Source organism: Pseudomonas flavescens, assembly GCF_013408425.1.
Taxonomy (GTDB): domain Bacteria; phylum Pseudomonadota; class Gammaproteobacteria; order Pseudomonadales; family Pseudomonadaceae; genus Aquipseudomonas; species Aquipseudomonas fulva_A.
In genome coordinates this window covers 387,527-408,428 of sequence record NZ_JACBYV010000001.1, presented here as the reverse complement: position 1 = coordinate 408,428, position 20,902 = coordinate 387,527, and the positions used below count along the sequence as shown (strand labels likewise).

At 62.3% G+C, this 20,902-nt stretch carries 22 protein-coding genes; 14 read left to right on the top strand and 8 right to left on the bottom strand.

The genetic code is table 11. The features are described 5' to 3' along the window. Positions 1-21: 21 nt before the first annotated feature. From FHR27_RS01780 to FHR27_RS01770, 3 genes are all read right to left on the bottom strand, one after another. Positions 22-813, bottom strand: coding sequence for a hydroxypyruvate isomerase family protein (locus tag FHR27_RS01780; RefSeq protein ID WP_179537606.1), 792 nt, complete (start codon positions 811-813; stop codon positions 22-24). Between the two features lie 118 nt (positions 814-931). Next, positions 932-1,300, bottom strand: coding sequence for a DUF5064 family protein (locus tag FHR27_RS01775; RefSeq protein WP_179537605.1), 369 nt, complete (start codon positions 1,298-1,300; stop codon positions 932-934). A gap of 205 nt (positions 1,301-1,505) precedes the next feature. Continuing rightward, positions 1,506-1,811 carry a DUF2288 domain-containing protein gene (locus FHR27_RS01770; protein ID WP_042556479.1) on the bottom strand — a complete coding sequence of 102 codons (306 nt, stop codon included), beginning with the start codon at positions 1,809-1,811 and terminating at the stop codon, positions 1,506-1,508. A gap of 295 nt (positions 1,812-2,106) precedes the next feature. Here FHR27_RS01770 and FHR27_RS01765 point away from each other — a divergent pair, with 295 nt between their 5' ends. The 9 genes from FHR27_RS01765 to tsaA all read left to right on the top strand — a co-directional run bounded on the left by FHR27_RS01765 (position 2,107) and on the right by tsaA (position 9,304). Next, on the top strand, positions 2,107-3,228 hold the full coding sequence (locus tag FHR27_RS01765; RefSeq protein ID WP_042556480.1) for a branched-chain amino acid ABC transporter substrate-binding protein: 1,122 nt from the start codon (positions 2,107-2,109) through the stop codon (positions 3,226-3,228). Positions 3,229-3,346: 118 nt separating this feature from the next. Next, the gene (gene livH, locus FHR27_RS01760) at positions 3,347-4,270 is read left to right on the top strand and encodes a high-affinity branched-chain amino acid ABC transporter permease LivH (protein ID WP_042556481.1); all 924 of its coding nucleotides are present in this window, start codon (positions 3,347-3,349) and stop codon (positions 4,268-4,270) included. Next, positions 4,267-5,526, top strand: a complete 1,260-nt coding sequence (locus FHR27_RS01755; protein ID WP_042556482.1) for a high-affinity branched-chain amino acid ABC transporter permease LivM — start codon at positions 4,267-4,269, stop codon at positions 5,524-5,526. Before livH ends, FHR27_RS01755 begins: the two co-directional genes overlap by 4 nt. Continuing rightward, positions 5,523-6,290 carry a high-affinity branched-chain amino acid ABC transporter ATP-binding protein LivG gene (livG, locus tag FHR27_RS01750; RefSeq protein WP_042556483.1) on the top strand — a complete coding sequence of 256 codons (768 nt, stop codon included), beginning with the start codon at positions 5,523-5,525 and terminating at the stop codon, positions 6,288-6,290. The genes FHR27_RS01755 and livG overlap by 4 nt, the downstream gene beginning before the upstream one ends. Then, positions 6,291-6,992, top strand: coding sequence for an ABC transporter ATP-binding protein (locus FHR27_RS01745; RefSeq protein ID WP_042556484.1), 702 nt, complete (start codon positions 6,291-6,293; stop codon positions 6,990-6,992). Between the two features lie 63 nt (positions 6,993-7,055). Beyond that, complete coding sequence (locus tag FHR27_RS01740; protein WP_179537604.1) at positions 7,056-7,226, top strand: hypothetical protein; 171 nt, start codon at positions 7,056-7,058, stop codon at positions 7,224-7,226. A gap of 107 nt (positions 7,227-7,333) precedes the next feature. Next, entirely contained in the window at positions 7,334-8,044 is a 711-nt protein-coding gene (locus FHR27_RS01735) for an rRNA pseudouridine synthase (protein ID WP_179537603.1), read from the top strand. Positions 8,045-8,143: 99 nt separating this feature from the next. After that, positions 8,144-8,605: a YehS family protein gene (locus FHR27_RS01730; protein WP_179537602.1), complete on the top strand. Its 462-nt coding sequence runs from the start codon at positions 8,144-8,146 to the stop codon at positions 8,603-8,605. A gap of 6 nt (positions 8,606-8,611) precedes the next feature. Beyond that, the gene (gene tsaA / locus FHR27_RS01725; protein ID WP_179537601.1) at positions 8,612-9,304 is read left to right on the top strand and encodes a tRNA (N6-threonylcarbamoyladenosine(37)-N6)-methyltransferase TrmO; all 693 of its coding nucleotides are present in this window, start codon (positions 8,612-8,614) and stop codon (positions 9,302-9,304) included. Positions 9,305-10,055: 751 nt separating this feature from the next. Here tsaA and grxD read toward each other — a convergent pair. Further along, positions 10,056-10,382 carry a Grx4 family monothiol glutaredoxin gene (gene grxD / locus FHR27_RS01720; RefSeq protein ID WP_042555014.1) on the bottom strand — a complete coding sequence of 109 codons (327 nt, stop codon included), beginning with the start codon at positions 10,380-10,382 and terminating at the stop codon, positions 10,056-10,058. Between the two features lie 112 nt (positions 10,383-10,494). After that, positions 10,495-12,603: a molybdopterin-dependent oxidoreductase gene (locus FHR27_RS01715; RefSeq protein WP_179537600.1), complete on the bottom strand. Its 2,109-nt coding sequence runs from the start codon at positions 12,601-12,603 to the stop codon at positions 10,495-10,497. Positions 12,604-12,893: 290 nt separating this feature from the next. Here FHR27_RS01715 and argF point away from each other — a divergent pair, with 290 nt between their 5' ends. Continuing rightward, the gene (gene argF / locus FHR27_RS01710) at positions 12,894-13,814 is read left to right on the top strand and encodes an ornithine carbamoyltransferase (protein WP_042555016.1); all 921 of its coding nucleotides are present in this window, start codon (positions 12,894-12,896) and stop codon (positions 13,812-13,814) included. Continuing rightward, entirely contained in the window at positions 13,811-14,887 is a 1,077-nt protein-coding gene (locus FHR27_RS01705; RefSeq protein WP_179537599.1) for an ABC transporter ATP-binding protein, read from the top strand. Before argF ends, FHR27_RS01705 begins: the two co-directional genes overlap by 4 nt. Here the strand turns inward: FHR27_RS01705 and FHR27_RS01700 are convergent. The 3 genes from FHR27_RS01700 to ybaK all read right to left on the bottom strand — a co-directional run bounded on the left by FHR27_RS01700 (position 14,884) and on the right by ybaK (position 17,182). Then, the gene (locus tag FHR27_RS01700; RefSeq protein ID WP_179537598.1) at positions 14,884-15,669 is read right to left on the bottom strand and encodes a PhzF family phenazine biosynthesis protein; all 786 of its coding nucleotides are present in this window, start codon (positions 15,667-15,669) and stop codon (positions 14,884-14,886) included. The two genes, FHR27_RS01705 and FHR27_RS01700, sit on opposite strands and share 4 nt — an antisense overlap. A gap of 99 nt (positions 15,670-15,768) precedes the next feature. After that, the gene (locus FHR27_RS01695; protein WP_179537597.1) at positions 15,769-16,545 is read right to left on the bottom strand and encodes a substrate-binding periplasmic protein; all 777 of its coding nucleotides are present in this window, start codon (positions 16,543-16,545) and stop codon (positions 15,769-15,771) included. Positions 16,546-16,714: 169 nt separating this feature from the next. Next, on the bottom strand, positions 16,715-17,182 hold the full coding sequence (gene ybaK / locus FHR27_RS01690; RefSeq protein WP_042555020.1) for a Cys-tRNA(Pro) deacylase: 468 nt from the start codon (positions 17,180-17,182) through the stop codon (positions 16,715-16,717). Positions 17,183-17,549: 367 nt separating this feature from the next. Between ybaK and FHR27_RS01685 the strand changes: the two genes are divergently transcribed. From FHR27_RS01685 to FHR27_RS01675, 3 genes are all read left to right on the top strand, one after another. Further along, the gene (locus FHR27_RS01685; protein ID WP_179537596.1) at positions 17,550-18,395 is read left to right on the top strand and encodes an MIP/aquaporin family protein; all 846 of its coding nucleotides are present in this window, start codon (positions 17,550-17,552) and stop codon (positions 18,393-18,395) included. Between the two features lie 76 nt (positions 18,396-18,471). Further along, positions 18,472-19,974 (top strand): glycerol kinase GlpK, encoded by a 1,503-nt coding sequence (gene glpK / locus FHR27_RS01680; protein ID WP_042555022.1) that lies wholly within the window; start codon positions 18,472-18,474, stop codon positions 19,972-19,974. A 95-nt stretch (positions 19,975-20,069) separates the two neighbouring features. Then, entirely contained in the window at positions 20,070-20,825 is a 756-nt protein-coding gene (locus tag FHR27_RS01675; protein ID WP_042555023.1) for a DeoR/GlpR family transcriptional regulator, read from the top strand. The last annotated feature ends 77 nt before the right edge of the window (positions 20,826-20,902 follow it).

Here is a 20,902-nt window from a genome sequence, read left to right as displayed (position 1 = left end):
TTGGCGTAACCGCTCCTCTGGTCAACTGAGCGCAGGCATCCGCCACGCACGCAACCAGCCCAGGCTGGCACGGGTATCGCCCTCTTCGGGGCGGTACTCGGCGCCCAGCCAGCCGCGGTACCCTCCCGTCTCCAGCGCCTGCCGCACCCTAGCGAAATCGACATCCCCACTGCCCGGCGCACCGCGCCCCGGGCAGTCGGCGAATTGCACATGGCCGATTCGGCCAACCAGTGCTTCGACGGCCACCAGCGGATCGATACCCTGTCGCGCCATGTGATAGATATCCAGCTGAGCGCGGAAATTGCCGTGGTCGACCTGCTCCAGCAGTGCTTGCAGGTGTTCCGGCGTGTTGACCAGAAACCCCGGCATGTCGATGGGGTTGATCGCCTCGCTGACCACGCCGATCCCCAGCGTCTGGAACGCCTCTGACGCCTTGCGGATGTTGTTGCTCAAGGTGGTCAGCGCCTGCTCCCGCTCGAGCCCTGCAGCCAGCCGTCCGGACAGGACGTTGATGGACTGCGGTCGAACCATGGCGGCGTAGGTCAGCGCCTCCTGCAACGCTTCGTCGAACGCCGCCTGACGTGCAGGCACCGCCGCCAGCCCGGGCCCGCCAGCCATGAAGTCGCCAGCCGGAAAATTCATCAGCGCCAGCGGCATGCCCGCCCGTGCCAGTTCGTCCTTCAAGCGAAGCGCAGGGACTTCGTAGGGGAACTGGATTTCCACACCCTCGAAACCCGCCGCAGCGGCGGCGACGATACGCTCGAGCAACGGCCGCTCGGTGAACAGCATCGTCAGGTTGGCGGATAGTTTCATGCACGACTCCAGACTGGTGCCAGCCGATGCACCGACCGGCCTCGAAATGAATGAACCAGCTCGCCACATAGCGGCGCTGGCGGCGATGAATCAGATGTGACACCGCAATCGGCAGCGCTTACAGACCATCCTTCTCGAGATGATCGAGATCTACCGGATCGCCACTGTGGGCACCCAGACGCTGGCGGATATCCTCGAACATCCGGTCGAACTCTTCATGCTCGTGACTGATCAGCACCACGCTGGTCGGCAAACCATGCTTGTGAGCCAGGCGGCTGACCACACTGGCGAAGTTGAAGGCGGTGTCACGGTGCAGCTCGAACGACTCGTCGAAAGCCGCTCCAGCGATCTCACCCTTGAGGGACATGTGCAGCATTGGCCCTTCGGCCGCATCCTGACGCACGTCGTAATGCAGGTCGATGGCATAGGTGGGTATCTCACCCACCGCCAGGCTGTTGCCGCGAAATAAATGGCCGGGCTCGAACATAAGTGGTCTCCTGAGCTGAAGGATTGTCGGAAACGTCATCCGCTTCCGGGCTCCTGAGCATAGACACCTGGCCTCAGAGATGATCCCAGCCACCTTGCGAACCAAATCAGTGCATGAAAAGCACCAAAATGAATCACTAAAGCCGCTTTATCCGTCTTCGAGAACACCATTCCAGAGCGATTGAAACGCGCGTTCGAAGTCGACGCTACTTTTCGGCGCGCTCCTGCACCAGAACCCAGGGCGCCACGACCACAGCCCAAAGCGACGGATCACGGGTGAGCAGATCCTCGGCGCGTACATCGTTCAACAGCGCGACGCGCCCCGAATCCAGCCAGGCAGCGACGTCGTCGCGACGATTTTCGGCAACCGCCTCGGCCACCGCGATCAGGTCCTCATCGCTGTCGACCCATAGCAGCGAGCCGCGCGCGAAGAACGGTTGCAGCTCCTGCCAACGGATGGGGGCGGTTTCGCCGAGCAATTTGGCATAGAGGGTGCTTGGTTGTTCGTTCATGGCAGGTTCCATCGTGAAGGGTCGTATTTCTGACGGCCGCCATGATAACGACGGGCGACTGACAGGCAAGCCGTGTCAACCACCCGTCAGTCAGGAATCCGCCGTTTTTCTATACATTTCTTGCAATTACGCGACATTCCTACTCTTCTTCCTCGACTGCCGACTTTCCAAGGCGCAAATCAGCGCTCTACACTGTATCGGTACAGTTGCCGGGGGTATGGCCGGAAAAGTCGACTCCGGTTCTGCTGCTTTGGCTGCCAGAACTACAACAATGAACACAACGAGTGGAGCACTAATGAACAACGCTACTAAGCAGATTTCCAAGCTGTTCGCCGCTATGGCCCTGGCTGGCGCTGCCAGCTACTCGGTCGCCGCAGACACCATCAAGATCGCCATGGCTGGCCCGGTGACCGGTGCTGTTGCCCAGTACGGCGAGATGCAGTTCATCGGTGCCAAGATGGCCATCGAACAGATCAACAAGGCCGGTGGCGTCAACGGTGCTCAGCTCGAAGGCGTGGTCTACGACGACGCCTGCGATCCCAAGCAAGCCGTGGCCGTTGCCAACAAGATCGTCAACGATGGCGCCAAGTTCGTCGTTGGCCACCTGTGCTCCAGCTCCACTCAGCCGGCTTCGGACATTTACGAAGACGAAGGCATTCTGATGATCACTCCGGCCGCTACCAGCCCGGAAATCACCGCCCGTGGCTACGAGCTGATCTTCCGCACCATCGGCCTGGACAGCCTCCAGGGCCCGACCGCTGGCAACTTCATTGCCGACAAGATCAAGCCGAAGAACGTTGCCGTCATCCATGACAAGCAGCAGTACGGTGAAGGCATCGCCAGTGCGGTCAAGCAGACCCTGGAATCCAAAGGCGTGAAAGTCGGCGTGTTCGAAGGCATCAATGCCGGCGACAAGGACTTCTCCTCGCTGATCGCCAAGCTCAAGCAACAGGGCGTTGATTTCGTCTACTACGGCGGCTATCACCCAGAGCTGGGCCTGCTGCTGCGTCAGTCCAAGGAAAAAGGCCTCGACGTTCGCTTCATGGGTCCGGAAGGCGTAGGCAACAAGGAAATCTCGGCCATCGCTGGCCCGGCTTCCGAAGGCATGCTGGTCACCCTGCCGCAATCCTTCGACCAGGATCCGAAGAACAAGGCGCTGGTTGATGCGTTCAAGGCCAAGAACGAAGACCCAACCGGTCCATTCGTGTTCCCGGCCTACGCTGCCGTTCAGGTCATTGCCGGTGGTATCGAGAAAGCCGGCAGCACCGACACCGCCGAAGTAGCGGCCGCCCTGCGCGCCAACACCTTCGACACCCCGACCGGCACCCTTGGCTTCGACGAGAAGGGTGACCTGAAGGACTTCAACTTCGTGGTTTACGAATGGCACCAGGACGGCACCAAGTCCGAAGCCAAGTAAGTCCCCCCGCCTGAGCCTAAAGCCCACTGCACACGCAGTGGGCTTTGTTTATTGAAAGAATTCCGGTTTCGCGCTGCGCCACAAGCGCTGCCGTGCGCGACGACCCAGGAGTTAGGCAATGCCTGATCTTTATCACTACCTGCAACAGCTGCTCAACGGTCTTACCGTCGGCAGTACCTATGCCCTGATCGCCATCGGCTACACGATGGTCTACGGCATCATCGGCATGATCAACTTCGCCCATGGCGAGGTGTACATGATCGGTTCCTACGTCGCCTTCATCGCCATCACGCTGCTGGCCATGATGGGACTCGACAGCCTGCCCCTGATCATGATCTGCGCCTTCGCGGCGAGCATCATCGTCACCAGTGCTTTCGGTTACAGCATCGAACGGGTTGCCTACCGGCCGCTACGCGGCGGTAACCGGCTGATCCCGCTGATTTCCGCGATCGGCATGTCGATCTTCCTGCAGAACGCCGTCATGCTTTCCCAGGACTCGAAAGACAAGGCCATCACCAACCCGCTGCCGGGCAACTTCATCTTTGGTGAAAGTGCCATGAATGGCGTGGTGATCTCTTATATGCAGGTGCTGATCTTCGTGGTCACCTTCCTGACCATGATCGGCCTCACCCTGTTCATCTCCCGCTCCCGCCTGGGCCGCGCCTGCCGCGCCTGTGCCGAGGACCTGAAGATGGCCAACCTGCTGGGTATCAACACCAACAACATCATCGCCCTGACCTTCGTCATCGGCGCCGCACTGGCAGCCGTCGCCGCCGTGCTGCTGGGCATGCAATACGGCGTGATCAACCCGCACCTGGGCTTCCTCGCCGGCATCAAGGCGTTCACTGCCGCAGTACTCGGCGGCATCGGCAGCATCCCGGGGGCCGTGCTTGGCGGCCTGGTGCTGGGCGTTGCCGAAGCCTTCGGCGCCGATATCTTCGGTGACCAGTACAAGGATGTCGTCGCCTTCAGCCTGCTGGTACTCGTACTGCTGTTCCGCCCGACCGGTATCCTCGGCCGTCCGGAGGTTGAAAAGGTATGAGCAAGAACCTCAAGACCGCCCTGTTCAGCAGCATCCTTCTGCTGCTGATCTCCTACCCGATTCTCGGCCTCAAGCTCAGCGTCGTCGGCATCAGCCTGCAGGTGAGCGGCGCCAGCGCCAAGACCCTGTGGACCATCGGCATCGCCGCTGCGCTGCTGTTCGTCTGGCATCTGGTGCTGCGTGATCGCCTGCTCGGCGGTGACAGGCTCAAAGGCGTTCTGCCGGCCGTGCCGCAGAACCTGAAGGACTCGCTGACCCTGCCCAGCGTGCAGCGCTGGATCATGCTGGCGCTGTTCGTGGTGGCGCTGGCCTGGCCGTTCTTCGGCTCCCGCGCGGCGGTGGACATCGCCACGCTGATCCTCATCTACGTGATGCTGGGCATCGGCCTGAACATCGTGGTCGGCCTCGCCGGGCTGCTCGACCTGGGTTACGTCGGCTTCTACGCGGTGGGTGCCTACACCTATGCGCTGCTCGCCGAGTACGCAGGCTTCGGCTTCTGGACGGCATTGCCGATAGCCGGGCTGATGGCCGCTACCTTCGGCTGCTTGCTGGGCTTCCCGGTACTCAGGCTACGCGGCGACTATCTGGCCATCGTGACCCTGGGTTTCGGTGAGATCATCCGCATCATGCTGCGCAACCTCACCGACATCACAGGCGGCCCGAACGGCATCAGCTCGATTCCCAAGCCGGAACTGTTCGGCCTGTCGCTGGATCGTCGCGCACCGGATGGTGGCCAGACCCTGCATGACTTCCTCGGCATCGCCTACAACTCCACCTACAAGGTGATCTTTCTCTACCTGATCGCCCTGCTTCTGGTGCTGTTGGCCATCTTCGTGATCAACCGCCTGATGCGCATGCCGATCGGCCGCGCCTGGGAAGCCTTGCGCGAAGATGAAATCGCCTGCCGTGCCCTGGGCCTCAACCCGACCACGGTCAAGCTCTCGGCCTTCACCATCGGCGCCAGCTTCGCCGGTTTCGCCGGCAGCTTCTTCGCCGCCCGCCAGGGGCTGGTGACGCCGGAGTCGTTCACCTTCATCGAGTCGGCGATGATCCTCGCCATCGTCGTGCTGGGTGGTATGGGCTCGCAGCTCGGCATCATATTCGCGGCCATCGTGATGACCCTGTTGCAGGAGATGCGCGACTTCAACGAGTACCGCATGCTGATATTCGGTCTGACCATGATCGTGATGATGATCTGGCGTCCGCAGGGCCTCATGCCCATGCAGCGCCCACACCTGGAGTTGAAACAACGATGAGCCGCCCGATTCTAGAAGTGAGCGGCCTGTCCATGCGTTTTGGCGGCCTGCTGGCCGTCAACGGGGTCAGCCTCTCGGTCAATGAAAAACAGGTTGTGTCGATGATCGGCCCGAACGGTGCCGGCAAGACCACGGTGTTCAACTGCCTGACCGGTTTCTACAAACCGACCTCGGGCAGCATCCGCCTCAACGGCGAACAGATCGAAGGCCTGCCGGGCCACAAGATCGCTCGCAAGGGTGTGGTGCGTACCTTCCAGAACGTTCGCCTGTTCAAGGAAATGACCGCGGTGGAAAACCTGCTGGTCGCCCAACACCGCCACATCAACACCAACTTCCTGTCCGGGCTGTTCAAGACCCCGGCGTTTCGCCGCAGTGAGCGCGAGGCCATGGATTACGCGGCGCATTGGCTGGAACAGGTCAACCTGACCGAATTCGCCAACCGCACCGCCGGTACCCTGGCCTACGGCCAGCAGCGCCGCCTGGAGATCGCCCGCTGCATGATGACCCGGCCGAGCATCCTCATGCTCGACGAGCCGGCTGCGGGCCTCAACCCACGGGAAACCGACGACCTGAAAGCGCTGATCGGCGTGCTACGTGACGAGCACAACGTGACCGTGCTGCTGATCGAACACGACATGAAGCTGGTCATGAGCATTTCCGACCATATCTTCGTGATCAACCAGGGCACGCCCCTGGCCGACGGCACGCCGGAGCAGATCCGCGACAATCCGGACGTGATCAAAGCCTACCTGGGGGAAGCGTAAATGCTGTATTTCGACAACGTTTCCACCTTCTACGGCAAGATCCAGGCGCTGCACGGGGTCAGCGTGGAAGTGCGTCAGGGTGAGATCGTGACCCTGATCGGTGCCAACGGCGCCGGCAAATCCACCCTGCTGATGACCCTTTGCGGTACTCCCCAGGCCACCAGCGGCAGCATCCGTTATCAGGGTGAAGAACTGGTCGGCATGGAAACCCCGCTGATCATGCGCAAGAGCATCGCCGTGGTGCCGGAAGGCCGCCGCGTGTTCGCGCGCCTGACCGTCGAGGAGAACCTCGCCATGGGCGGCTTCTTCGGCAGCAAGGCGGACAATCAGGAGCAACTGGACAAAGTGCTGCACCTGTTCCCGCGCCTCAAGGAACGCCTTGTACAGCGCGCCGGCACCATGTCCGGTGGCGAACAGCAGATGCTCGCCATCGGCCGTGCGCTGATGAGCAAGCCCAAGCTGCTGCTGCTCGACGAGCCATCTCTGGGCCTGGCACCGATCATCATCCAGCAGATCTTCGACATCATCGAACAGCTGCGCAAGGACGGTGTGACCGTGTTCCTGGTCGAGCAGAACGCCAACCAGGCGCTCAAGCTGGCCGACCGTGGCTACGTACTGGAAAACGGCCGGATCGTCATGCAAGGCAGTGGTCATGATCTGTTGAACGATCCGAAGGTGCGTGACGCCTACCTGGGCGGCTAACAGGCTTTCGGAAACGATCCACGTTTACGACACCCTGTGTCTTGCCGATGCCCTGCGGCCGCAATGGCCGCCGGGCAGATTTACCCTGAACGATGCCGGCGGCACTCCAGTCCCAATACTGAACGGACGAAAACAGGAGTAGCCCCCATGCTGAAGTTCCTCGGCAGCACCATCGGTATCATCTTCCTTATCGGCCTGCTGGTCGTGATCGGCATTTTCTCGCTGATTTTCTGATTGGCAGAACCTGCGAGCCGGGCGCCCTGCCCGGCTTTGTTCATGCCACGCGCATGACACGCCTCACGGCGGTACAATGGGCATCTACTCGCTGACGATGTCCTGCCATGACCGAACCCTTACGCCTCTCCAAGCGCCTGATCGAACTGACCGGCTGCTCGCGCCGCGAGGCCGAACTGTATATCGAAGGCGGCTGGGTCACGGTCGACGGCGAAGTGGTCGACGAACCTCAGCGCAAGGTGACCGACGAAGCGGTGGCGCTGCTCCCGGATGCCGTCGCTGAACCTCTGGTACCGGTGACCCTGCTGCTGCACATCCCCAGCGGGCGCTTTCCCGAACGTGCAGCCGAAGAAATCGGCCCGTACAGCCGCTGGCCGGAAGACCGCTCCGAGCAGCGCACGCTGAAGGGTCACTTCACCAACCTGACGCCCTGTATCCCCCTGCAAGCGGGCGCCGACGGTCTGCATGTGCTGACTCAGGACTGGCGTATCGAGCGCAAGCTCAAGGACGACCTGAGCAAGCTGGAGCAGGAATACGTGGTCGAGGTCAGCGGTGAATTGTCGGATCGAGACCTCAAGCGACTCAATCACGGCCTGGTGTTCAACGGCACGCCGCTGGCGCCCTGCAAGGTCAGCTGGCAAAACGAGACCCGCCTGCGTTTCGCCCTGAAGAACCCACTGCCGGGTCAGTTGGTGTTCATGTGCAACAGCGTTGGCCTCAAGGTACTGGGCATGAAGCGCATCCGCATCGGCGCGGTACCGATGTCCAAGGTGCAACCGGGGCAGTGGCGCTATCTGGGCGCCAAAGAACGTTTCTAGGGACCTGTCGACGCCAGCTAGCGCGGCGTCGCAATCGGCTCCCAACTACTATTTTCCGGCCTCGCCATCTGGCGCGGGCCTCTCCAATCAGGAATCTTCATGCTCAATAATGATGTGCTGCGCAGCCTGCGCTACATGCTCGACGTCAGCGATGCACAACTGGCCGAGATCGTTCAGTTGGGTGGCAAAACGGTAACCGCTGAAGAAATCGCGGCGGTACTGAAGAAGGATGACGAGCCGGGCTATAAGGATTGCAGCGACGATCTGCTGGCCCATGCTCTCGATGGCCTGGTGTACTTCAAACGTGGCAAGGATGACAGCCGCCCGGCTCCGGCTCTGGAGCTGCCAGTCAGCAACAATCAGGTGCTGAAGAAGCTTCGCGTGGCTTTCGAGCTCAAGGAAGACGACGTGCATGCCATCATGCGCAGCGTCGATTTCCCCGTATCGAAACCGGAAATGAGCGCGCTGTTCCGCAAGCAGGGCACCAGTAACTATCGCGTCTGTGGCGATCAGTTCCTGCGCAACTTTCTCAAGGGCCTGACCCAGCGCCTGCGTGACTGACAGCCCATGAGCTACCAGGTTTCGCCCATCGGTCATGTGCGCTCCTGCTTCAAGGAGAAGTTCGCCATACCGCGCCAGCCACAGCTGGCACCCGCTGCACGCGGCGTGCTCGAGCTGTGCCCACCGTTCGATCAGGGCGATGCAGTGCAGGGCCTGGAGCAGGTCAGCCATGTCTGGCTGCTGTTTCTCTTCCACCAGGCGCTGGAAGACAAGCCCAGGCTCAAGGTGCGCCCTCCGCGTTTGGGCGGCAACCGTGCAATCGGCGTGTTCGCGACCCGAGCGACCCATCGCCCCAACGGGATCGGTCAATCGGTGGTGCGCCTGGATCGGGTCGAGAGCGGACGCCTGTGGTTGTCGGGCATCGACCTGCTCGACGGCACCCCGGTGCTCGACGTCAAACCCTACGTGCCCTATGCCGACTGCGTGCCCGATGCCCACAACCATATCGCTGCGCACGCTCCCGTGCGGATCGAGGTGCAATGGCAGGACAGCGCATTGGCCCAGGCCCACGAACACGGCCTGCGCCTCGACGAGCCATTGGTCGAGCTGATCGAACAGTGCCTGGCGCAGGACCCGCGCCCCGCCTACCAGCAACCCCAGCCGGAGCGCCGCTACGGCGTGCGCCTGTGGGATGTCGAGGTCCATTGGCACTACCCACAACCCGGCTGCATTCGCGTGCTGGATGTCACCCTGCCGTAGGCGGGCAGCTCGATCCGGCTGGTGGGCTGAAGCCCACCCTACCCCAGTCCTGTGGTGAGGACACCAAGCGCGCGCGAGCGGTAGGGTGGGCTTTAGCCCACCAAATCGAACGCTGGTTAAGCCACCGCCTGCCGCGTGACCTTCGTGCAGGCAAAAAATCCGCCGCTATCGTCAGGCCGCAGGCGGGCAGCTCGATCCGATTGGTGGGCTGAAGCCCACCCTACCCCAGTCCTGCGGTGAGGACGCCAAGCGCGCGCGAGCGGTAGGGTGGGCTTTAGCCCACCAGATCGAACGCTGGTTACCCCACGGCCTGCCGCCTGACCTTCGTGCAGGCAAAAAATCCGCCGCTATCGTCAGGCCGCAGGCGGGCAGCTCGATCCCGTTGGTGGGCTGAAGCCCACCCTACCCCAGTCCTGCGGCGAGGGCGCCAAGCGCGCGCGAGCGGTAGGGTGGGCTTTAGCCCACCAAATCGAACCCTGGTTAAGCCACCGCCTGCCGCCTGACCTTCGTGCAGGCAAAAAATCCGCCGCTATCGTCAGGCCGCAGGCGGGCAGCTCGATCCCGTTGGTGGGCTGAAGCCCACCCTACCCCAGTCCTGCGGTGAGGACGCCAAGTGCGCGCGCGAGCGGTAGGGTGGGCTTTAGCCCACCAAATCGAACGCTGGTTAAGCCACGGCCTGCCGCGTGACCTTCATGCAGGTAAAAAAAATCCGCAGCCATCGCTGGCTGCGGATTTCGGGATCGTCAGACGATCAGGCGCCGGCTTTCTGCACGGCATCCTTGATCAGGGTCTGCAGCTCACCCTTTTCGTACATCTCGCTGATGATGTCGCTGCCGCCGACCAGTTCACCACCGACCCACAGCTGCGGGAAGGTCGGCCAGTTGGCGTACTTCGGCAGATTGGTGCGAATTTCCGGGTTCTGCAGGATGTCGACGTAGGCGAATTTTTCGCCGCAGCCCATCAGAGCCTGCGCAGCGCGGGCAGAGAAGCCGCACTGTGGCGCGTTCGGAGCGCCTTTCATGTACAGCAGAACGGTGTTGCTGGCGATCTGCTCTTTGATCGTTTCGATGATTTCCATGGGGGCACCTCAGAACTGGACTATCCGACTCACGGGTCGATACGGTGCACGCATTGTAACCAAAAGCCGAGCGCAATGCTCGGCCATGCTGCATACGCGAACCAGGTAGCTCTCAGGCCGCGACCACCTGCACCGGAACCCCATTGAGTACCGCGTTGCCCGACAGCCGATCAAGCTGACGTTCATCGGTCAGGTCATTGGCGCTGGCACCCGGCGTGGCGCTGGCGATGCTCATCTGCACACCGGGCCGCCCATGCCCCCAGCCATGCGGCAAGCTGACCACGCCCGGCATCATCTCTTCACTGCCGAGCACTTCGACCTCGACCACGCCGACCCGCGAGCTGACGCTGACACGCTGGCCATCGCTGAGCCCGCGCTGCTGCATGTCCTGGACGCTCATCAACAATTGGTGACGCGGCTTGCCCTTCACCAGTCGGTGATAGTTGTGCATCCATGAGTTGTTGCTGCGCACATGCCGGCGGCCGATCAGCAGCAACTGCCCGGGATCGACTGCCGCTTGCATGGCGAAACGCTGTACATCGCCGAGCAACAGCGCCGGTGCGGCCTGGACACGGCCATCCGTTGTTTTCAGACGTGCTGCCAGGTTCGGGCCAAGCGGGCCGATATCCAGGCCATGGGGGTGTTGCCGCAAGGTCTGCAGCGAAAGCTTGAGTGGCGACTGGTCACCATAGGCGCCGAAACGCAGCCCCAGGTCGATCATCTGCTGAGGTGTCTGCGTGGGTTTCAGCGCGACGCCGGTCTGCGCGGCGAAGGCCTTGGCCAGGCCGACGAACATCTCCCAGTCGTCCAGCGCGCCTTCCGGCTTCGGCAGCACCGCCTCATTGAAACGGGTGACGTTGCGCACCGCGAACAGATTGAAGGTGGTGTCGTAATGGTCGTGCTCCAGCGGCGCGGTGGATGGCAGGATCAGGTCGGCATGGCGGGTGGTTTCGTTGATGTAAAGATCCACGCTGAGCATGAAGTCCAGGCCTTCGAGCCCCTGCTCCAGCTGCCGCCCATTGGGCGTCGATAGCACCGGATTGCCTGCGACGGTAATCAGTGCGCGCACCTGGCCGTCCCCGGCAGTGAGCATTTCCTCGGCCAGAGCACTGACCGGCAACTCGCCGCCATACTCGGGCAAACCGGAAACCCTGCTTTGCCAGCGATCGAAATGCCCGCCGGACGTCGCACCGACCAGATCGACCGCCGGCTCGGTGCACAGCACCCCACCCACCCGGTCGAGGTTGCCGGTCACCAGATTGATCACCTGCACCAGCCACTGACACAGCGTGCCGAATGCCTGGGTGGATACGCCCATGCGGCCATAGCACACCGCCCTATCCGCTGCCGCGAAATCCCGTGCCAACTGGCGTATGGCCGAAGCCGGAATACCACACCGCGCCGCCATCAACTCGGCGGTGAAGGGCAGCACGGTCCGCTCCACGTCATCGAGGCCGGCAACCTGCAAGTGACTGGCTCGACACAGCCGTTCCTCGAACAGGGTGCTGAGCATCGCCAGCAGCAACGCGGCATCCTGCCCGGGGCGAACGAACAGATGTTGATCGGCGATGGCAGCGGTCTCGCTGCGTCGCGGATCGACCACTACCAGTCGGCCGCCACGCGCCTGGATCGCCTTCAGGCGCTTCTCCACGTCGGGGACGGTCATGATGCTGCCATTGGAGGCCAGCGGGTTGCCGCCGAGGATCAGCATGAAATCGGTGTGGTCGATATCCGGCACGGGGATCAGAAAACCATGGCCGTACATCAGGTGGCTGGTCAGGTGATGCGGCAGTTGGTCCACCGACGTGGCGGAATAACGATTGCGGGTCTTGAGCAGGCCGAGAAAGTAATTGCTGTGGGTCATCAGCCCGTAATTATGCACGCTGGGGTTGCCCTGATAGACGGCTACCGCACTCTGCCCGTATGCAGCCTGCACCGCAGCCAGACGCTCTGCCGCCAGGGTGAAGGCTTCGTCCCAGCCGATCGCCTCCCAGCGATCGCCGATACGCCGCATCGGCTGGCGCAGGCGATCGGGATCGTTCTGGATGTCCTGCAGCGCAACGGCCTTGGGGCAAATATGGCCGCGGCTGAACGGATCATCACGATCCCCCTTGATGGAACGTATCTGCGGCTCACCGTCGGCGCCGCGCTCGACTTCCAGGGTCAGGCCGCAGATGGCCTCGCACAAATGGCACGCACGGTGGTGGAGGGTCGTGGTCATGGCCAGCCTCGTCTTCTTGTTCAGGCGATCATCATGGGCGCCTCGGGGTCAGCACACCAGCTGCCTATTCGTCGTGAATCCCCGACCATCAGGGCCATGCATCCGGCGGCTCTGGCCAGCCTTTCAGGGCGTTACACTTGGCAATCTGGGCGGATTTGCGCGTAGGCGTCATTTACTTATAAGATCGGCGGCTTCCCCGTTTCGTCGCACTGTGCGGCCCCCAGCCGCAGGTTCTCCCGTTTTTCCGTGAAAAAACGAACCTGCGCCCTGTTGTCAAAAGGTAGTTAACGATGAGCGCAAGACACTTTCTCTCGCTGAAGGACTGCACACCGGATGAACTGGTGGGCCTGATCCGACGCGGCATGGAGCTGAAAGGCTTGCGCAACAGCGGCGTGCTGTTCGAACCGCTGAAGAATCGCGTACTGGGCATGATCTTCGAGAAAGCCTCTACCCGTACCCGCCTGTCTTTCGAAGCCGGCATGATCCAGCTCGGCGGCCAGGCCATCTTCCTGTCGCCCCGCGATACCCAACTGGGCCGTGGCGAACCGATCAGCGACTCGGCCATCGTCATGTCGCGCATGCTCGATGCGGTGATGATCCGAACCTTCGCCCACAGCACCCTGACCGAGTTCGCCGCCAACTCCCGGGTACCGGTGATCAACGGCCTGTCGGACGATCTGCACCCGTGTCAGCTGCTGGCCGACATGCAGACCTTCCATGAGCAGCGCGGCAGCATCGTCGGCAAGACCGCAGCCTGGATCGGCGACGGCAACAACATGTGCAACTCCTATATAGAAGCGGCCATCCAGTTCGACTTCAACCTGCACGTCGCCTGCCCGCAAGGGTACGAGCCTGACGCCGCACTGTTGGCCGAAGCCGGCGAGCGCGTGAAGATCTTCCGCGACCCGCGTGAGGCCGTGGCCGGCGTTCACCTGGTGAGCACCGACGTCTGGGCCTCCATGGGCCAGGAAGAGGAAATCGCCGAGCGCCACAAGCTGTTCGCGCCCTATCAGGTGAACCGTGCCCTGCTCGACGCTGCCGACGAGAACGTGCTGTTCCTGCACTGCCTGCCCGCCCACCGTGGCGAGGAAATCAGTGAGGACCTGCTCGACGACCCCCGCTCGGCCGCCTGGGATCAGGCAGAAAACCGCCTGCACGCGCAGAAGGCACTGCTCGAATTCCTGGTCGAGCCGGCGTACCACCACGCATGAGCCAGCCCATGCTGTTGAGCCTGCGTAACCTGGGTTGCGGCTACGGTGAGCAGCGCATCGTGCAGAATCTCAACCTGCACCTGAACCCGGGTGATATCGGCTGCCTGCTCGGCCCGTCCGGCTGCGGCAAGACCACCACCCTGCGGGCCATTGCCGGTTTCGAACCGGTGCTCGAAGGTGAAATCCGCCTGACTGGCGAAGTGATCTCCAGCCCAGGCTTCACCCTCGCACCGGAAAAGCGTCGCATCGGCATGGTGTTTCAGGACTACGCCCTGTTTCCGCACCTGAGCGTGGCGCAGAACGTTGCCTTCGGCATCCGCAAGCAGCCCGACTGCGAGCAGATCACCCGTGAGTTGCTGGAGCTGGTGAAGCTCGATCATCTGGGCAAGCGTCACCCCCATGAGCTGTCCGGGGGGCAGCAACAGCGCGTGGCACTGGCTCGAGCACTCGCCACCAACCCGCAACTGCTGCTGCTCGACGAGCCGTTCTCGAACCTCGATGGCGAGTTGCGCCGGCGCCTCAGCCATGAAGTGCGCGACATCCTCAAGACCCGCGGTACCAGCGCGATTCTGGTGACGCACGATCAGGAAGAAGCCTTCGCCGTCAGTGATCAGGTCGGGGTGTTCAAAGCTGGGCATCTGGAGCAGTGGGACACGCCGTTCAATCTCTACCACGAACCGCAGACCCCGTTCGTCGCCAGCTTCATCGGTCAGGGTTACTTCATTCGCGGCCAGTTGCTGGCGCCGGATGAGGTACAGACCGAACTGGGCACCATCCGCGGCAATCGTGCCTATGCATGGCCACTCGGCAGTGCCGTGGACGTGCTGCTGCGCCCTGACGATATCGTCCATGACCCGGCAAGCTCCCGCAAGGCACTGGTCGTCGGCAAGAGTTTCCTCGGTGCGGCGACGCTATACCGCCTGCAGTTGCCAACCGGTAGCCAGCTCGAAGCCCTGTTCCCCAGCCATGCCGATCACCAGCCCGGCGAGCAGGTGGGGATTCGCATCGCGGCGGATCATCTGGTGGCGTTCGCCGCCGCAGGTAGCGTGGCGGCGCCTTCCTTGCTGGGCTAACCGTCGAAATGCAGTCGGCCGCTGCTCACCAGATGGGCATGGCCGGCGATCTTCACCCGCTCCCCATCCAGACAGCACCAGAGAAAACCACCGCGCTCGCCGCCCTGATAGGCAGTCAGTTCACGCTTGCCCAGTTTCTGTGCCCAGTAAGGGGTGAGGATGCAATGGGCAGAGCCGGTCACCGGATCCTCGTCGATTCCCACTGCCGGTGCGAAGTTGCGTGACACGAAATCCACCGTTTCCCCGGCCGCGCTGATGATCACGGCATCCCAGGGCAGGTTGCCCAATGCGCGCAGATCCGGGCGGCAAGCGCGCACCGCGGCTTCCGAGTCGAGCAGCACCAACAGTTGCGGAGCGTCCAGCACGGCGAGCGGTACCTGCCCAAGCATCTCGGCCAAGCCCTCGGGTACGGCGATCGGTACTGGCCGATGGCAGGGAAAATCGAGCACCAGACGATCCTTTTCCCGGCTCACGGCCAGCTCGCCACCGGCATAGAGGAACTCGATGCGCTCGGCCGGTTCGTCGTAGCACTCGAACAGCACGTGGGCGCTGGCCAGCGTCGCGTGGCCGCACAGGGCCGCCTCGGTGGTCGGCGTGAACCAGCGGATACGCCAGGCAGCGCCCTCCTTCACCACGAACGCGGTTTCAGCCAGGTTGTGCTCGGCAGCGATCTGCTGCATCAGTGAGTCGTCGAGCCACCCGTCCAGGCGATAGACCACTGCAGGATTGCCAGCGAAAGGCTTATCGCTGAACGCATCGACCTGATGAAACTCGAGGGGCATGGGTTATTTCCTGTGAGCGAATGAAAAAGGTCAGCATGCCCGCGTCCTTACCGGGCGCTGCGATACAGCGAGACGCCAAAGCGCCGCAACAGTGAGCGCTCAACGCTCCGAGTGAATCCCGTAACGTTTGAGCAGGGCATCCAGGCGGCCGTCCTGGCGGTAGCGGCGTACGCCGTGATCGAAGATGTCTCGGTAGCGGGTGCTGGAGGGCAGCACCGGGGAAAAGGCGATATAGATAGGTACGTCGGGCATCCGGCAACCGACCTCGATGAGATTGTCGGCATTCTTGTGCTGATCGAGATACAGGGACATCACCCAGGTGTTTTCCAGCGTGGCATCGACCCGGCCCAGCTCGACTTTGCGAATATTCAGCGCCAGCGCCTGCTCGCCTGCAGCCTGCTGCAGACGGTCCAGGTTCCTCTGATTGCGGCGGATGTAGTCGTCCAGCGCCTCACCGTAGCTGTAGCCATTGATCACCCCGAGGCGGATCTGCGCAAGGGACGCCAGGCCACTGTAGCGCCAGGTGCTGTCGGCTCGGGCATAGAAACAGTTACGGGAAATACCCGGGGCGGTATCGCCGAAGATGAAGTCCGGGGCATCGCGACGACCGGCTCCGACCAGCGCATTGACGCGGCCACTGCGCACATCCTGCACCGCACGCGCCCAATTGGTGACGCGGTACTGCACGTCGATGCCCGCCTCGGCGAAGATCTCCCTGGCCAGCTCGACGAAGATGCCAGGCCGCTCGGCGCCCTCGGCACAGTTCACCGGACACCATACGTCCGCCTCCATGACCAGGGTTTCGGCCCTGACGCAGGCACTGCCCAGCAGCGCAGCCGTCAACAAACTGCCCGCCACCCACCGAAACCCTTTCATCACCCGCCAAGCCTCCTGCTCCCGTTTCCGCAGCGCGACCTACCGCCGCTGCTCCCCGTGCCCTGCATCCAGCCCGTACATCAGCGGCATCATGCAAACTGCCTCCGATCATACAGGGACGCGCAATGCTCGCCCACGCATGGCCGCTGACCGATGGCACTGAGCCGGGCTAACGACCGATAGCGGCAAACTGCGCCTGGGTGTGCTGCGCCAGTACCTCGGCACTCAGCTCGACCTCGAGGCCTCGGCGCCCGGCACTGACATGGATGCTGGGGAAGTTCAGGGCACTGCTGTCGATGAAGGTTCGCAGACGCTTCTTCTGCCCCAGCGGGCTGATGCCGCCGACCAGATACCCGGTTGCCCGCTGCGCGGCATCGACTGCCGCCATGTCGACCTTCTTCACCCCGGCGGCCTGGGCCAGGGCCTTCAGGTCCAGGGTGCCGACCACCGGCACCACGGCTACCAGCAATTCGCCCTTTTCACTGCTGGCCAGCAGCGTCTTGAACACCTGTGCGGGATCGAGACCAAGCTTCTCCGCGGCCTCCAGACCGTAGGACGCGGCCTTCGGATCGTGTTCATAACTGTGGATTCGATGTTCGGCGCGAACCTTTTTCAGCAGATCCAGTGCGGGGGTCATGACAGCTCCAGGCAAAAGGTAGCAGCGATGCAGGTTGCAGCGATTCTAGCGCTGCCGCTGGGCAAAAGGCTCTGCTTCAGTCTTGAAAAGCCGCTATCGAATCTTCTCTGGTGAGGGAACCTATCGCGCGCCGCGCTGACCTATTGAACTATGCACACGATTGATATCGAAAAAATGAGCCGCTTCTAACGTTCACTTTTTGACAATACGTGTTCTCCGTATATATTTTTTTCGATTACGAACATTTGCGGTAGCAACAACCGTCACTCACATCAGCCATGGCGACCTTGCAAACGGCGACGCTCTGGAGGCCTCGCCAAGCTGCTTTGCAGCGGCGCCATACAACAACAAAAAATCGAGGTTCATCATGACAGCTGCTCTACGACAACCATCGCTCTCGGGCCAATGCATGGCCGAGTTCCTGGGCACCGCACTGCTCATCTTCTTCGGCACCGGCTGCGTCGCCGCCCTGAAAGTCGCCGGCGCGAGCTTCGGGCTCTGGGAGATCAGCATCATCTGGGGCGTAGGCGTCAGCATGGCGATCTACCTCACCGCCGGTGTTTCCGGTGCGCACCTGAACCCTGCCGTGAGCATCGCGCTGTGGCTGTTCGCCGGCTTCGAGAAAGGCAAGCTGCCGTTCTACATCCTTGCCCAGATCGCCGGTGCCTTCTGTGGCGCCCTGCTGGTCTACACCCTCTACAGTGGTCTGTTCCTGGAATTCGAACAGGCCAACCAGATGGTCCGTGGCTCCCAGGCCAGCCTGGAACTGGCTTCGGTATTCTCCACCTTCCCCAATCCCGTGCTGTCCACCGGCCAGGCGTTCATGGTCGAAGTGGTGATCACCGCCATCCTCATGGGCGTGATCATGTCCCTGACCGATGACAACAACGGCCTGCCGCGTGGTCCGATGGCCCCGCTGCTGATCGGCCTGCTGATCGCCGTGATCGGCAGTGCCATGGGCCCGCTGACCGGGTTCGCGATGAACCCGGCTCGCGACTTCGGCCCCAAGCTGATGACCTTCCTGACCGGCTGGGGCGAGATATCGCTGACCGGCGGCCGTGATATTCCGTACTTCCTGGTCCCGATCTTCGCGCCGATTCTTGGCGCCTGCATCGGCGCAGCGGTTTATCGCGGCATGATCGCTCGGCACCTGCCCAGTGCGATTGAGCCGCAAGTAGAACAGTCGGCAAATCGCGACGTCAAAGCTTCCTGAATTCGACGCCGCATGACTCTGCTCGACCCGAGCGTGCGGCATTTCACTCTCCGTTCATCCGTCCAAGGCAATCGACATGACTGACACCAACAAGAACTACATCATTGCCCTCGATCAGGGTACGACCAGCTCCCGCGCGATCATTTTCGACCGCGACGCCAATGTGGTGTGCATCGCCCAGCGCGAGTTCACCCAGCACTACCCGCAAAGCGGCTGGGTCGAGCACGACCCCATGGAAATTTTCGCCACGCAGAGTGCGGTGATGGTCGAGGCGCTGGCCCAGGCAGGCCTTCATCACGATCAGGTAGCGGCGATCGGCATCACCAACCAGCGTGAGACCACGGTCGTCTGGGACAAGAATACCGGCCGCCCTATCCACAATGCCGTGGTTTGGCAATGCCGTCGCAGTACCGAGATCTGCCAACAGCTCAAGCGCGATGGCCTGGAAGAGTACATCCAGCAGACCACCGGCCTGGTCACCGACCCCTACTTCTCCGGCACCAAACTGAAGTGGATTCTCGACCATGTCGAGGGCAGCCGCGAACGCGCCCGCAACGGCGAGCTGCTGTTCGGTACCATCGATAGCTGGCTGATCTGGAAATTCACCGGCGGCAAGGTCCACATCACCGACTACACCAACGCCGCACGCACCATGCTCTTCAACATCCACACCCTGGAGTGGGATGCGAAGATGCTTGAGGTGCTGGATATCCCACGGGAAATGCTCCCGCAAGTGAAGTCCTCTTCGGAAATCTATGGCCACACCAAGAGCGGCATCGCCATCGCCGGTATCGCGGGCGATCAGCAGGCGGCGCTGTTCGGCCAGATGTGCGTCGAACCCGGGCAGGCCAAGAACACCTACGGCACAGGCTGCTTCCTGCTGATGAACACCGGCGACAAGGCGGTCAAATCCCAGCACGGCATGCTCACCACCATTGCCTGCGGCCCTCGCGGCGAAGTGACGTATGCCCTCGAAGGCGCGATCTTCAACGGCGGCTCCACCATCCAGTGGCTGCGCGACGAGCTCAAGGTCGTCAATGACGCCTATGACACCGAGTACTTCGCCAACAAGGTCAAGGACAGCAATGGCGTGTACCTGGTGCCGGCGTTCACCGGCCTGGGCGCTCCTTACTGGGATCCCTATGCGCGCGGCGCACTGTTCGGCCTCACCCGTGGCGTGCGGGTCGACCACATCATCCGCGCCGCTCTGGAGTCCATCGCCTACCAGACGCGCGATGTGCTCGACGCCATGCAGCAGGATTCCGGGGAACGCCTGAAGTCCCTGCGAGTAGACGGCGGCGCGGTGGCCAACAACTTCCTCATGCAGTTCCAGGCCGACATCCTCGGCACCCAGGTGGAGCGCCCGGAAATGCGCGAGACCACGGCCCTGGGCGCTGCCTACCTGGCGGGCCTGGCATCAGGCTTCTGGAGCAGCCTGGACGAACTGCGTGGCAAGGCGGTGATCGAGCGAGAGTTCGAGCCACAGCTGGCCGAGGCCGAGAAGGAAGCGCTCTATGCAGGCTGGAAGAAAGCCGTCGACCGCACCCGCGACTGGCAGCCCCATGAAGAAGCCAAATAAGCGCTAAGCCGGGGTCGCGCCCGGCTGCAACTGGCAGAGAGCAGATTCGTGCGGCATCATGGGTTAATTCTGCACGGCAGCCCGAAGGATCCCCCATGAATCTGCCTCCCCGTCAGCAGCAAATCCTCGATCTGATCCGCGAACGCGGCTATGTCAGCATCGAGGAGCTGGCCACCCTGTTCGTCGTCACGCCACAAACCATCCGCCGCGACATCAACCAATTGGCCGATGCCAACCTGCTGCGTCGCTACCACGGCGGCGCCGCCTACGACTCCAGTGTCGAGAACACCGCTTACGCCATGCGCGCCGACCAGATGCGCCATGAGAAACAACGCATCGGCGAAGCCGTGGCTGCGCAGATTCCCGATCACGCCTCGCTGTTCATCAACATCGGTACCACCACCGAATCCATTGCTCGCGCCCTGCTCAATCACAATCACCTGAAGATCATCACCAACAACCTCAACGTGGCCTCGATGCTCAGCGCCAAGGATGATTTCGACGTGCTGCTCACCGGCGGCAACGTGCGTCGTGATGGTGGTTTGGTGGGCCAGGCGAGTGTCGACTTCATCAACCAGTTCAAGGTCGACTTCGCCCTGGTAGGCATCAGCGGCATCGATGAAGACGGCAGCCTGCTGGACTTCGACTATCAGGAAGTACGGGTCTCCCAGGCGATCATCGCCAATGCCCGCAAGGTGATCCTCGCTGCCGACTCGAGCAAGTTCGGGCGCAACGCCATGATCCGCCTCGGCCCTATCAGCCTGATCGACTGCCTGGTGACCGACCAGCAACCGGTGCCGGCCCTCGTTCAACTGCTCGACCAGCACAAGATCCGCCTCGAAGTGGTCTGACCCGCATTCGATATCGCGCCTCCCTCCTCCACGCCCGGCCGATGGAATGCCTACCTTCCATCGCCCGCGTGCCCCGG

Excerpts from the sequence above, each read along its gene's own strand:
- FHR27_RS01675 (WP_042555023.1), top strand. The coding sequence starts at position 20,070 with ATGAATCTGCCTCCCCGTCAGCAGCAAATCCTCGATCTGATCCGCGAA.
- argF (WP_042555016.1), top strand. The coding sequence starts at position 12,894 with ATGAGCGCAAGACACTTTCTCTCGCTGAAGGACTGCACACCGGATGAA.
- FHR27_RS01730 (WP_179537602.1), top strand. The coding sequence starts at position 8,144 with ATGCTCAATAATGATGTGCTGCGCAGCCTGCGCTACATGCTCGACGTC.
- livG (WP_042556483.1), top strand. The coding sequence starts at position 5,523 with ATGAGCCGCCCGATTCTAGAAGTGAGCGGCCTGTCCATGCGTTTTGGC.
- FHR27_RS01755 (WP_042556482.1), top strand. The coding sequence starts at position 4,267 with ATGAGCAAGAACCTCAAGACCGCCCTGTTCAGCAGCATCCTTCTGCTG.
- grxD (WP_042555014.1), bottom strand. The coding sequence starts at position 10,382 with ATGGAAATCATCGAAACGATCAAAGAGCAGATCGCCAGCAACACCGTT.
- livH (WP_042556481.1), top strand. The coding sequence starts at position 3,347 with ATGCCTGATCTTTATCACTACCTGCAACAGCTGCTCAACGGTCTTACC.
- FHR27_RS01765 (WP_042556480.1), top strand. The coding sequence starts at position 2,107 with ATGAACAACGCTACTAAGCAGATTTCCAAGCTGTTCGCCGCTATGGCC.
- FHR27_RS01715 (WP_179537600.1), bottom strand. The coding sequence starts at position 12,603 with ATGACCACGACCCTCCACCACCGTGCGTGCCATTTGTGCGAGGCCATC.
- FHR27_RS01695 (WP_179537597.1), bottom strand. The coding sequence starts at position 16,545 with ATGAAAGGGTTTCGGTGGGTGGCGGGCAGTTTGTTGACGGCTGCGCTG.
- FHR27_RS01745 (WP_042556484.1), top strand. The coding sequence starts at position 6,291 with ATGCTGTATTTCGACAACGTTTCCACCTTCTACGGCAAGATCCAGGCG.
- FHR27_RS01700 (WP_179537598.1), bottom strand. The coding sequence starts at position 15,669 with ATGCCCCTCGAGTTTCATCAGGTCGATGCGTTCAGCGATAAGCCTTTC.
- FHR27_RS01780 (WP_179537606.1), bottom strand. The coding sequence starts at position 813 with ATGAAACTATCCGCCAACCTGACGATGCTGTTCACCGAGCGGCCGTTG.
- ybaK (WP_042555020.1), bottom strand. The coding sequence starts at position 17,182 with ATGACCCCCGCACTGGATCTGCTGAAAAAGGTTCGCGCCGAACATCGA.
- tsaA (WP_179537601.1), top strand. The coding sequence starts at position 8,612 with ATGAGCTACCAGGTTTCGCCCATCGGTCATGTGCGCTCCTGCTTCAAG.
- FHR27_RS01705 (WP_179537599.1), top strand. The coding sequence starts at position 13,811 with ATGAGCCAGCCCATGCTGTTGAGCCTGCGTAACCTGGGTTGCGGCTAC.
- glpK (WP_042555022.1), top strand. The coding sequence starts at position 18,472 with ATGACTGACACCAACAAGAACTACATCATTGCCCTCGATCAGGGTACG.
- FHR27_RS01775 (WP_179537605.1), bottom strand. The coding sequence starts at position 1,300 with ATGTTCGAGCCCGGCCATTTATTTCGCGGCAACAGCCTGGCGGTGGGT.
- FHR27_RS01770 (WP_042556479.1), bottom strand. The coding sequence starts at position 1,811 with ATGAACGAACAACCAAGCACCCTCTATGCCAAATTGCTCGGCGAAACC.
- FHR27_RS01685 (WP_179537596.1), top strand. The coding sequence starts at position 17,550 with ATGACAGCTGCTCTACGACAACCATCGCTCTCGGGCCAATGCATGGCC.
- FHR27_RS01735 (WP_179537603.1), top strand. The coding sequence starts at position 7,334 with ATGACCGAACCCTTACGCCTCTCCAAGCGCCTGATCGAACTGACCGGC.
- FHR27_RS01740 (WP_179537604.1), top strand. The coding sequence starts at position 7,056 with ATGGCCGCCGGGCAGATTTACCCTGAACGATGCCGGCGGCACTCCAGT.